Raw genomic sequence first — 11,943 nt, 5'->3', positions numbered from 1 at the left:
TCGGGTCGGGCAGGGCGAGCACCCTGACCCAGCCGGGGAGCCTGCTCTCCGGGAGCATCCGGTCGAGCACGGGGTCGGCGACGATCCCCCGGTAGGCACGCTGCCAGGACTCCACGTTGATCCTGGCGATCTCCGGCGCGTCGTCGGGCGACCCGGCCCGCACGGTCCACTGCATCCGCGCAGACTGCCCGACCGGTGGCGCGCGGCGCTAGGGATTCGGCGAAGCGCTGGGGCAGGCGGTGCAGACGTACCCCGCGTACCGCGTCTTCTTGGCCGTCACCCAGGTCCGCCGGAAGCGCTCGGGGTCCAACTGGTGGAACCGGGTGCTGACGACGTCCCGGAACAGCCCGTCCGAGACCACCAGCACGAGGTCCCCGTCCGCGGCGGCGAGGGCGCGCCGCACCACGGGGGCGTCGAGCAGCCTGCACGTGCGGATGGGCGTCTCCCCCACCAGCCCGTAGCGGCCACCGGCGAGCGGCCCGCAGTGCATGGCCAGCCGCACCCGCAGCGGGGTGCCCGCGGCGCGCAGGGCGGCCAGCCCGTCGCGCAGCCGCTCGGTGAACCGGGCGACGACCCAGGCGGTGTCGGTGTCGGCGGGCAGGACGGCCAGCTCGCCGTCGCCGCGCACCTGCCGGTACCAGTCGCCCCGGTCGAGCCCGGAGCGGCGGGCGGCGTGCTCCATGACCTCGTCGAGCAGCGACTGCGCCCGCCCCTGCTCGTACCCGGAGAGCTTGCTGTAGCCCTCGACGTCGACCGCGAGAACCAGCCGGTAGACGAGGCCGTCGAGCGAGACCGGCCGTTCGACCGCCACGTCCACGACGGTCACGGCTTCTCCCCCGCCCGGCCGTGCCCGGTGGCGTCCCGGCCGTCCGCGAGCCGGTCCAGCCCGGCCCGGTCGACCACGGTGACGGACCGGTAGCCCAGGCTGATCAGCCCGCGGTCGCGCAGCACGCGCAGCTCCTTGCGGGTGGTGTCCTCCTCGGCGCCGATCAGGTCGGCGAGGTCCCCCTGGCTGAGCCCCAGGTCCAGCAGGACCCGGTTGCCCGGCCCCGCGAGGAAGGCGTCGGCCAGTTCGCCGAGCAGCCGGGCCAGCCGCACCAGCGTCGGGTACCCGGCGAAGTCGAGCCTGCGCCGGTCCGCCCACTTCAACGTCTGGATGATCATCCGGGTGAGGGCGAAGTGCGCGTCCGGGTTCGCCCGCAGGTACCCCCGGAACGCGGTGGCGCTGATCACCCTGCCGCGCCCCTGGACGCAGGAGGTGACCGTGGCGGACCGGCGCGAGCCGTCCATCGCCGCGATCTCGCCGACCAGGTCGCCGCCGACCTTGAGGCTGAACAGCGTCTCCCGCCCGTTCTCCTGGAGCCCGGTGGCCTTCACCAGCCCCTGGCGCAGCAGCACCACGTGCTCGGTCGCGTCGCCCTCGCGCATCAGCACCTCACGGCGCTTGAACGATCGCTCGATCCCCAGTTCGAGCAGCTCGGCCCGTGCGCGGGGCGGCAGCATGCTCATGAAAGTCCCCGCGGGCCAGTCCCCTGGGCGGGGCATCGGGTTCGCCACGGTCCACCTCCTCCGACTGCACGCACAGTCTGGTGCCGGAAGCGGCCGGGGAATTAGGGATTTCCCCGGAATGCCGCCCAACGCACCGGGAGGTGGGGGTCGAACGGCCCGACGCCGAACGTGGGACGGGGCCGGTCCCGCGCGTGACCGGAAGGGTCGCACGCCGGACCGGCCCCGTGACCGGTGTTCTGCGGTCTGGCCGCTCAGCCCAGGTGGCGGGACCACCAGTCGAGGGCAGCCGCGAAGCGCTGCTGGCGGTGGCGGGGCTTGCCCGAGCGGGTGAGCTCGTGGCCCTCGCCGGGGAACAGCAGCATCTCGGCGGGCGCGCCGTTGCGGCGCAGCGCGACGTACATGCGCTGGGCCTGCTCGACCGGGCAGCGCCAGTCGTGCTCGGAGTGCACCACCATGAACGGGATGCTGATCTTGTCCGCGTACGTCAGCGGGCTCATCCGCAGCTGGGCCTCGGGGTCCGGGCCGCAGTAGGCGTCGGCGAAGTACCAGCCGATGTCGGACGCGCCGGTGAACGAGTCCCAGGCGTTGACGGCGCGCTCGCTCCAGGCCGCGCGGAAGCGCTCGCCGTGGTGGGCGGACAGCCACGAGGTCATGAAGCCGCCGTAGGAGCCGCCCATGACGCCGACGCGCCCGGCGTCCAGGTCGGGGCGGGCCAGCGCGGTGTCGAGGGTGGCCAGGACGTCGTCGACGTCGACGGTGCCGAACGCGCCGATGACGGCCCTGCCGTGCGCCTGGCCGTACCCGGCCGAGCCGCGCGGGTTGGGCAGCACGACCGCGTAGCCCGCGGCGGCGTGCACCCTGGCCTCGTCGAAGAAGCCCCAGCCGTAGTACATGAACGGGCCGCCGTGCACGGACAGCACCACCGGGTGCGGGCCCTCGCCCTCGGGCAGCACGACCCAGCCGTGCACCGGGTAGCCGTCGGGGGCGGAGCCGGTGAGCTCCTCGACGCGCGCCTTGGGCAGGTCGGGGGCGAAGTCGGCGAGCAGCCCGCCGCCGACGCGCACGACGCGGGCCGGGCTCTCGGTGTCGGAGATCGCGGCCACGACCACGTCGCCGTCCGCCGCGAACGCCTTGACCTCGGCCTTCTCGCCCGCGAGCAGCTCGGTGCCCGCGAGGTCGACCCGGTCGGCGTCGAGCGGGACGCGACGCAGCTCGACGGCGCCCCGGTTGCGGACCGCGACGAGCACGCCGTCGCCGGTCACGACGGGCGCGCCCGCGGCCTTCTCGCAGTCGACGGTCTCGACGTCGGTGAGCCTGCGCAGCTCGTCGCCGCGCGCCAGCCACAGGCCGAGGTTGCGGGCGACGCCGCTGTCCTCGGGGTTGTCCAGGCCGTAGAACAGGACGCCGCCGTCGGCCAGCGGCACCGGGTCGCCCGCCGCGCCGGGGGCGCGCACGAGCAGCTCGGGGGCCGCGCCGCCCTCGGCGGGCACGCTGTAGAGGTCGTCCCGGTGGGTCTCGGCGGCGCCGAGGTCGCGGGGCGCGGAGAACACCAGACGGGCGCCGTCGGCGGTCCACGCGGGGGCGCCGAGGTCGTGGGAGCCGTCGGTCAGCTCGACCGGGTCGGCCCCGGCGACCAGCGCGTCCACCACGAACAGGCGGGGGCGGCGGTCGCCGGTGAAGCCGAGGTCGTCGACGCGGTAGTCGAGCCGGGTGATGTGGCGCGGGGCCTCGGCGTCGGGGCCGGGCGCGACGCCGTCGGCCTCGGAGCCGTAGCGGCCGGGCTCGGGCACGCGCGCGGTGTACGCGAGGCGGGTGGAGTCGGGCGACCAGACGGGGGCGCCCGCGCCGAGCGGGGCGTCGGTGACGCGGCGGGCGTCACCGCCGTCGGCGGCCATGACGTGCACCTGCGGCGGCTTGCCCGACTCGGCGACGCGCAGGAACGCGACCCAGCGCCCGTCCGGGGAGATCCGGGGGGCCGAGTCGCGTTCCGCCCACGTCCACTGCCGCGCCCCGCTCCCGTCGAGCGGGAGCCGGTGCAGGGAACCTCGGTAGGTGTTGGTCTCCGCGTCGGGGCGGGCCGTGTTCACCAGGACGAGGTCACCTCGCACCGAGAGGGAGCCTGGCAGGTCGAGCAGTCGCAAGTCATCGGGGCGCACGGGTCAGGACGCTACCCCAATGTTCTTAGCAAAGCTCACGACACTTGTTGACACTCACAGAGCGCTACCCCTCGACCGGCTGCTTGACCGCCTCGGGGTGCCGCTTCACCTTGATCAGGCTCGCCACCGTCGTGATGACCAGCACGCCGACGATCACCGACAGCGACAGCCCGATGCCGATCGTCGGCACGCCGAACGGCTCGCCGCCGTTGAGGAACGGCAGCGAGTTGGTGTGCAGCGCCTCCAGGATCAGCTTCACGCCGATGAAGCCGAGGATCACCGACAGGCCGATCGACAGGTAGACGAGCTTGGCGAGCAGGCCGCCGAGCAGGAAGTACAGCTGGCGCAGGCCCATCAGCGCGAACGCGTTCGCGGTGAAGACCAGGAACGGCTCCTTGGTCAGGCCGAAGATCGCCGGGATCGAGTCGAGCGCGAACAGCAGGTCGGTGGAGCCGATGGCGATCATCACGATGAACATCGGCGTGACGTACCGCTTGCCGTCGATCCGGGTGAACGACTTGGAGCCGTGGTACTCGTCGGTGACCGGCAGGAACCTGCGCACCATGCGCAGCCCGGCGTTCTCCTTGAACTCCTCGTCCTCGTCCTCGCCGCGCGCCAGCTTGTAGCCGGTGTAGATCAGGAACGCGCCGAACAGGTAGAACACGGCGGAGAACCGCTCGATGAGCGCGGCGCCCGCCGCGATGAAGCCGCCCCGGAGCACGAGCGCCATCAGGATGCCGATCAGCAGCACCTTGTGCTGGTGGATCGCGGGCACCTTGAAGGTGGTCATGATGATCAGGAAGATGAAGAGGTTGTCGACGCTGAGCGAGTACTCGGTGATGTACCCGGCGAAGAACTCGCCCGCCGGGGTGCCGCCCTCGAAGTACCAGATGCCCGCGCCGAACAGCACCGCCATCGCCACGTAGAAGACGACCCAGCGGCCCGCCTCGGCGATGGAGACCTCGTGGGGGTGGCGGTCGACCACGAACAGGTCGATCGCGAGCAGGATCAGCAGACCCGCGATCGTGGCCAGCCACAACCACACGGGAACAGTCATGAGACACCCTCCGGCACATAGCGCGCACGCCAATGACCGGAGGTCTCCTCCGTCTGCGAAGAACCGCGTCGCAGACCAGCGGCACCGGGAGCCCGACGCTGGACTCCGTGCTGACGACACCGCCGTTTTAGGGAGTACTCCCCTCCACAATGCGGTAATCATCCACCACGGGCGCGCGAAAAAGCCAGCCGGGGTGAGGTGCGGCACCCAACGGCCGTTTTACGACCCAGCGCGGCCTTTGCGCCGCTATGTCCGGATTGCTCGTTTCGCACCGTATCAGAATCGGCCGTCCGGCGCACCCCCGACGATCTCCCGGAGCTGAGAACCGCAGGCCAGGTCCGTCGCGTGCTCTCAGGTGAACGCCCTTAAGGTCGAAGGGGTGGCCATCCCTTCCCGCCTTCGCGGCAGGTGGTCGCTCCCCGCGCTGGTCGTGCTCGTCGCCTTGATCGGTGGCGTTGTCGTCTGGACGCGCGGGGGCGACGACCCGCCGCAGGTGCACACCCGTGACGCGGTGATCGACGTCCCGGAGGCCCCCGGCAGCGACCGGGCCCTCCAGATCGACACCACCCTCTACCTGCCCGAGAAGACCCCGGCTCCGGCGATCCTGCTCCCGCACGGATTCGGCGGCAGCAAGAACAGCGTGGCCACCGAGGCGACCGAGCTGGCCCAGCGCGGCTTCGTCGTGCTGACCTACTCGGCCCGCGGCTTCGGCCGCAGCACCGGACAGATCTCGCTCAACTCGGTCAACCACGAGGTCAACGACGCCAAGCGCCTGCTCGACTGGCTCGCGACCCGCCAGGAGGTCATGACCGACGCCCCCGGCGACCCGAGGGTCGGCGTCACCGGCGGCTCCTACGGCGGCGCGCTCGCGCTGTCCCTCGCAGGCGTCGACCCGCGCGTGGACGCCATCGCGCCCACCATCACGTTCAACGACCTCGCCTCCGCCCTGCTGCCGAACCACGGCGCCACCGGCGAGGCGGTCGACACCCGCACGCCCACGCCCGGCCCGTCCGGCGACGCGGGCGTGTTCAAGCGCTCGTGGTCCGGCCTGTTCTTCTCCGCCGGCCTCGGCGGCGGGAACATGTCCGGCCCCACGCAGGAGGCCCCCGAGGCCGGTCAGGACGACGACGACCAGCAGGTCGGCGCCGCCGCGACCGCCGCCCCCGAGGGCTCGGCGACCGCGGGCGCCGCGACCGGGCAGCCCGGCCAGGGCCAGCAGCCCGGCCAGGGCAGGGGCGCGGCCCCGCTCAACGGCACCTGCGGCCGGTTCGCCGAGGACGTGTGCGCGGCGTACAACGAGATCGCCACGACCGGCACCGCGAGCCAGGCGTCCCTGGACGTGCTGCGCCGGGGCTCGCCCTCCGAGCTGACCGGCCGGATCACCCAGCCGACCATGATCGTGCAGGGCGAGCAGGACACCCTGTTCGGCCTCGACCAGGCCGACGCCAACGCCAGGCAGATCGCCGCGACCGGCGCCAAGGTCAAGGTCGTCTGGTACGCGGGCGGCCACGACGGCGGCTCCCCCGGCCCCGAGCTGCGCGGCCAGATCGCCGACTGGATGGACTTCCACCTCAACGGCGCGGGCACCGACCCCGGCACCACGTTCCAGTACGCGGTGCAGGGCGCGTTCCGCAGCAGCGGCTCGGTCGCGCTGCGCGACGTGGTCGCCCCGGCCTACCCCGGTCTCGGCGGCCAGGCCGCGGTGAACCGGCAGGACGTGGCGCTGACCGGCCGCGAGCAGGCCGTGATCAACCCGGCGGGCGGCAACCCGGCGTCGGTGAGCAGCCTGCCCGGTCTGGGCGCGGCGGTCAGCCGGTCCAGCTCGCTCTCCAGCAGGCTCACGATCGACATGCCCGGTCAGACGGCCGTGTTCACCAGCGAGGCGCTGACCTCGCAGCTGCTGGTGACCGGCGCGTCCACGGTGCGGCTGAGGATCGCCGCCGTGCCCGGCGAGGCGGTGCCCGAGGGCGGCGCGGTGCTGTTCGCGAAGCTGTACGACGCCGACGCGAACGGCGGCAAGGTGCTGCCCGGCTCGGCCGTGGCCCCGTTCCGGGTGCCCGAGCTGCCCGCCGACGGCACGCCCGTCGAGGTGTCGGTGTCGCTGCCGGGCGTGGTGCGCCCGGTGGAGAGCGGGCACCGGCTGCAGCTGGCCGTGTCGACCACCGACCAGTCGTTCGCCAACGCGCAGGAGCCCGCCGTCTACCGGATCGCGCTCGCCGACGGCGACACCGGGAACGTGCAGGTCCCGGTGGTGACCGGCTCGAACAAGGTCAGCGAGGTGCCCGCCGACGCGCTGTGGGGCATCGCGGGCGTGCTCGCCCTGTCCGCCATCGCGGCCGTCGTCGCGTGGTTCCGGCGCAGGCTGGCCACCGACCTCGACCCGGAGCTGGCCGAGGTCCCGCTGGTCATCAAGGGCCTGAAGAAGTCCTACCCCGGTGGCCTGACCGCCGTGAACGACCTGTCGTTCCGGGTGGAGCACGGCCAGGTGCTGGGCCTGCTCGGCCCCAACGGCGCGGGCAAGACCACGTCGCTGCGGATGCTGATGGGCCTGATCCAGCCGACCGAGGGCGAGATCAGGGTGTTCGGGCACAGGATCACGCCCGGCGCACCGGTGCTCTCCCGCATCGGCTCGTTCGTGGAGGGCTCCGGCTTCCTGCCGCACCTGTCCGGCAAGGCCAACCTGGAGCTGTACTGGTCGGCGACCGGCAGGCCGCTGGAGCAGGCGCACTTCGACGAGGCGCTGGAGATCGCGGGCCTGGGCAAGGCGGTGCACCGCAAGGTGCGCACCTACAGCCAGGGCATGAGGCAGCGGCTCGCGATCGCCCAGGCGATGCTCGGGCTGCCGGACCTGCTGGTGCTGGACGAACCCGCCAACGGGCTCGACCCGCCCCAGATCCACGCCATGCGCGACGTGCTGCGGCGGTACGCGGCGGCCGGTCGCACGGTGCTGGTGTCCAGCCACCTGCTCGCCGAGGTCGAGCAGACGTGCAGCCACGTGGTGGTCATGCACAAGGGCGCCCTGGTCGCGGCGGGTCCGGTCGAGGAGATCGCGACCGGCAGCGGCGAGGCCACCTTCCGGGTCGACCGGCCCGAGGAGGCGGCGGAGGTCCTGCGGTCCCTCGACGGGGTGCTGGAGGTCCAGGTCGACGGCGAGCAGGTGCACGCGGCGCTGAACGGCACCCCGCGCGCCGAGGCGCTGCAGGCGCTGGTGGCGGCCGGGGTCTCGGTCGACCAGGCCGGGCCGCGCAGGCGGCTCGAGGACGCGTTCCTGGAGTTGGTGGGCGAATGAGCGACGACAAGGCGAGCCCGACCACGTCGGGCGTGGACCCGCGGGACAACGGGGTGCACACCGACCCGCACGGGGCGAGCGACCTGGCCGAGGCGGTCAGGGCCGAGCGGCCGGGCGTCGAGGCGGACGGGTCGCGGACCGGGTACCGGGCCTCGCGGACGCTGCCGATCCGGGTCGAGCTGGTCAGGCAGCTGCTGCGGCGGCGGACCCAGCTGGTGCTCGGGTTCCTGGTGCTGCTGCCGGTGATCCTGGTGGTGGCGTTCGAGCTGGGCGAGGACGCGCCGAACCGCCGGTCCGGCGGGTTCGTCGACCTGGCCACGGCGAGCGGGGTGAACTTCGTCGTCCTGACGCTGTTCGTGTGCTCCAGCTTCCTGCTGCCGATGATCGTGGCCCTGTTCTTCGGGGACACGATCGCCAGCGAGGCGTCCTGGTCCAGCCTGAAGTACCTGCTGGCCGCGCCGATCCCCCGGCACCGGCTGCTGCGGCGCAAGGCCGCGGCCTCCGGCATCCTGTCGGTGCTGTCGCTGCTGGTGCTCCCCGGCACCGCGCTGCTGGTCGGCGTGATCTGGTACGGGGCGGGCGAGCTGGTCAGCCCCACCGGCGAGGCCGCGCCGTTCGCGGACGGCGTGCTCGGCGTGTTCCTGGCGGTCTGCTACATCTCGGTGCAGCTGTTCTGGGTCGCCGGGCTGGCGCTGTACCTGTCGGTGTCCACGGACGCGCCGCTGGGCGCGGTCGGCGGGGCGGTGCTGGCGTCGATCCTGTCGCAGATCCTGGACCAGATCACGGCGCTGGAGGACCTTCGGAACTACCTGCCCACGCACTACGCGCTGGCGTGGATGGACCTGCTGTCCACCGACATCGACTGGTCGCAGATGGCCAAGGGGGTGTTCTCCGCGCTGGCCTACGGGGCGCTGTTCTCGTTCCTGGCGGCGCGGAAGTTCAGCACCAAGGACATCACCAGCTGATCGCGTGACGCGCGGGGGCCCGTCGGGATTCGTCCCGGCGGGCCCCTCGTCGTTCGCGGGTCGGGCTACTTCAGGCCCGCCGCGTCCATGCCGCGCAGCTCCTTCTTCAGGTCCGCGATCTCGTCGCGCAACCTGCCCGCCAGCTCGAACTGGAGCTCGCGGGCCGCGTTCATCATCTGGTCGGTGAGCTGCTGGACCAGGTCGGCCAGCTCCGCCCGCGCCATCGAGCCGACGTCGCGGCCCGCCAGCACGCCCGACGAGCCCGCCTTGCCCGGCTCGCCCGCCGCCCGCTTGCCGCGCGTGGCGTTGCGGCCGGAGCCGCCGGGGGCCACGTCGTCCTCGGCCTCGGCGTAGACCTGCTCCAGGATGTCGGTGATCTTCTTGCGGAGCGGCTGCGGGTCGATGCCCCGCTCCTCGTTGTAGGCGACCTGCTTCGCGCGCCTGCGGTTGGTCTCCTCGATCGCGTTGCGCATCGAGTCGGTCACCCGGTCGGCGTACATGTGGACCTCGCCCGAGACGTTGCGGGCCGCGCGGCCGATCGTCTGGATGAGGCTGGTCGTGGAGCGCAGGAAGCCCTCCTTGTCCGCGTCCAGGATCGCCACCAGGGACACCTCGGGCAGGTCGAGGCCCTCGCGGAGCAGGTTGATGCCCACCAGCACGTCGTAGTCGCCGAGCCTGAGCTGCCTGAGCAGCTCGACGCGGCGCAGGGTGTCGATGTCCGAGTGCAGGTAGCGGACCCGGATGCCCAGTTCGAGCAGGTAGTCGGTGAGGTCCTCGGCCATCTTCTTGGTCAGGGTGGTGACCAGCACCCGCTCGTCGCGCTCGGCGCGCGCCCTGATCTCGTGCACCAGGTCGTCGATCTGGCCCTCGGTGGGCTTGACCACCACCTGCGGGTCCACCAGGCCGGTGGGGCGGATGACCTGCTCCACGAACTCGCCGCCCGCCTGGCCGAGCTCGTAGTTGCCGGGCGTGGCCGACAGGTAGATCGTCTGGCCGACCCGGTCCGCGAACTCCTCCCAGGTCAGGGGGCGGTTGTCCAGCGCGCTGGGCAGGCGGAAGCCGTGGTCGACCAGGTTGCGCTTGCGGGAGGCGTCGCCCTCGTACATGGCGCCGATCTGCGGCACGGTCACGTGCGACTCGTCGATGACCAGCAGGAAGTCGTCCGGGAAGTAGTCGATCAGGGTCGCGGGGGCGCTGCCCGCGTCGCGGCCGTCGATGTGCCGCGAGTAGTTCTCGATGCCGGAGCAGAAGCCGACCTGGCGCATCATCTCGATGTCGTAGGTGGTGCGCATCCGCAGCCGCTGGGCCTCCAGGAGCTTGCCCTGCCGCTCCAGGTCGGCCAGGCGGTGCTCCAGCTCCGCCTCGATGCCCTTGATCGCCAGCTCCATGCGCTCCGGACCGGCCGCGTAGTGGGTGGCGGGGAAGATCCGCAGCTCCTGGACCTCCTTGACCACGTCGCCGGTCAGCGGGTGCAGGTAGTACAGGCGGTCCACCTCGTCGCCGAAGAACTCGACCCGGATGGCCAGCTCCTCGTACGAGGGGATGATCTCGACCGTGTCGCCCCTGACCCGGAACGTGCCCCGGTTGAACGCGATGTCGTTGCGGGCGTACTGCACGTCGACCAGCGCGCGCAGCAGCACGTCGCGGTCGACCTCGCCGCCCACCCGCAGCGGGATGGAGCGGTCCAGGTAGGCCTGGGGGGTGCCGAGGCCGTAGATGCACGACACCGAGGCGACCACGATGACGTCGCGCCTGGTCAGCAGGCTCATCGTGGCGGAGTGGCGGAGCCGCTCGACGTCCTCGTTGACCGAGGAGTCCTTCTCGATGTAGGTGTCGCTCTGCGGGATGTACGCCTCGGGCTGGTAGTAGTCGTAGTAGCTGACGAAGTACTCGACCGCGTTCTCCGGGAACAGGTCCCGCAGCTCGTTGGCCAGCTGCGCGGCCAGGGTCTTGTTGGGCGCCATCACCAGCGTGGGCCGCTGCACCTTCTCCACCAGCCACGCCGTGGTCGCCGACTTGCCGGTGCCGGTCGCGCCCAGCAGCACCACGTCCCGCTCGCCACCGCGCAGCCTGCGCTCCAGCTCCGCGATGGCCGCGGGCTGGTCACCGGAGGGCGTGAACTCGCTGACCACGCGGAACTCGCCCGCCGAGCGGGGGATGTCGCTGACGGGGCGGTGCGCCGAGTGCGCCTTGACCGGGGTTTCCGGGGCCTGGGTGTCCGAGGGGGTGGTAGCCACGAGCCAAAGGTACGCCGGGGGACCGACAGTTCCCGGTCCCCCGGCGCGCGCGTCCGGGTCGTTCGGCTGGGTCAGCCGCCCGCGTCAGTCGCCGCAGGAGCAGCAGTCGCAGCAGTCGCAACCGCCCTTCTTGCAGTCCCCCGTGCACCGGCAGCACTCCAAGCACTCGCCGCCGTCGCACCCGTCCGAGCACCCGCTGCGCGGCTTGCCGCTCCACGGGCCGGGCAGGGGGTCGCGGCAGCAGGTCTGGCAGGTGGCGCACTGGTAGAACGCGGCCAGGCAGCCCAGGAGCAGGCCCCGGCTGGCGGGCGGCTCGGTCAGCCTCGGCCACGCCCACAGGAAGCTGCCGGGCTCCGGGGGCACCCCGCCGCCGCCCTCGCCGCCGCCACCGCCGGGCGGCTCGTCGGGCGGGTCGGTCGGCGGCCGGTCGCCGGGGCCGTCGTGACCGGGGCCGTCGTGACCGGGCGGCGCGTGCGCGACGGGGGCGTGCTCGCCGTAGCCGGGCAGGCCGGGGCGCGGGTGCTCGTGGCCCCCGTGCGCGTGCTCGTCGCCGAACGCCCGCCCCACCGCGCGCCGCAGCTCGTGCACCAGCAGGGCGTGCACCAGCGCGCCGTCGGTCAGCTCGACCTCGCGCAGCGCCAGCTCCACGCCGAGCACCGCGTCGTCGCACAGCCGCCGCGCCTCGGCGGGGCTGACGCCGGTGGCGAGCAGCGGGTTCCACGCGCCAGCC

The 11,943-nt window shown here is 72.8% G+C and carries 7 protein-coding genes and 1 pseudogene; 2 read left to right on the top strand and 6 right to left on the bottom strand.

From position 1 onward, the window contains the following. Positions 1–208 precede the first annotated feature (208 nt). From ACTUAL_RS20770 to ACTUAL_RS20755, 4 genes are all read right to left on the bottom strand, one after another. Complete coding sequence (locus ACTUAL_RS20770) at positions 209–826, bottom strand: hypothetical protein (protein WP_440901419.1); 618 nt, start codon at positions 824–826, stop codon at positions 209–211. Beyond that, a complete protein-coding gene (locus tag ACTUAL_RS20765; RefSeq protein ID WP_440901418.1) occupies positions 823–1,509 on the bottom strand; it encodes a Crp/Fnr family transcriptional regulator in 687 nt (228 codons plus the stop codon). The genes ACTUAL_RS20770 and ACTUAL_RS20765 overlap by 4 nt, the downstream gene beginning before the upstream one ends. Before the next feature lie 251 nt (positions 1,510–1,760). Beyond that, positions 1,761–3,665, bottom strand: a complete 1,905-nt coding sequence (locus tag ACTUAL_RS20760) for a S9 family peptidase (RefSeq protein ID WP_096496331.1) — start codon at positions 3,663–3,665, stop codon at positions 1,761–1,763. A gap of 64 nt (positions 3,666–3,729) precedes the next feature. Next, positions 3,730–4,722 (bottom strand): TerC family protein, encoded by a 993-nt coding sequence (locus ACTUAL_RS20755; RefSeq protein ID WP_440901417.1) that lies wholly within the window; start codon positions 4,720–4,722, stop codon positions 3,730–3,732. A gap of 379 nt (positions 4,723–5,101) precedes the next feature. Here ACTUAL_RS20755 and ACTUAL_RS20750 point away from each other — a divergent pair, with 379 nt between their 5' ends. Both ACTUAL_RS20750 and ACTUAL_RS20745 read left to right on the top strand, forming a co-directional pair. Then, on the top strand, positions 5,102–8,011 hold the full coding sequence (locus ACTUAL_RS20750) for an alpha/beta fold hydrolase (protein WP_440901416.1): 2,910 nt from the start codon (positions 5,102–5,104) through the stop codon (positions 8,009–8,011). After that, positions 8,008–8,976 carry an ABC transporter permease gene (locus ACTUAL_RS20745; protein WP_096496334.1) on the top strand — a complete coding sequence of 323 codons (969 nt, stop codon included), beginning with the start codon at positions 8,008–8,010 and terminating at the stop codon, positions 8,974–8,976. The genes ACTUAL_RS20750 and ACTUAL_RS20745 overlap by 4 nt, the downstream gene beginning before the upstream one ends. A 65-nt stretch (positions 8,977–9,041) precedes the next feature. Here ACTUAL_RS20745 and uvrB read toward each other — a convergent pair whose 3' ends face one another. Beyond that, positions 9,042–11,213, bottom strand: coding sequence for an excinuclease ABC subunit UvrB (uvrB, locus tag ACTUAL_RS20740; protein WP_440901415.1), 2,172 nt, complete (start codon positions 11,211–11,213; stop codon positions 9,042–9,044). A gap of 84 nt (positions 11,214–11,297) precedes the next feature. After that, positions 11,298–11,943, bottom strand: a pseudogene (locus tag ACTUAL_RS20735) (DUF5685 family protein); the annotation flags it as partial.

Source organism: Actinosynnema sp. (genome assembly GCF_052038725.1).
The sequence above is the reverse complement of the archived record's forward strand: the minus strand, read 5'-3'. Positions and strand labels throughout refer to the sequence as shown.

Bases quoted from the DNA above. Each gene is read 5' to 3' on its own strand.
- ACTUAL_RS20765 (WP_440901418.1), bottom strand. From the start codon at position 1,509: ATGAGCATGCTGCCGCCCCGCGCACGGGCCGAGCTGCTCGAACTGGGG.
- ACTUAL_RS20755 (WP_440901417.1), bottom strand. From the start codon at position 4,722: ATGACTGTTCCCGTGTGGTTGTGGCTGGCCACGATCGCGGGTCTGCTG.
- ACTUAL_RS20745 (WP_096496334.1), top strand. From the start codon at position 8,008: ATGAGCGACGACAAGGCGAGCCCGACCACGTCGGGCGTGGACCCGCGG.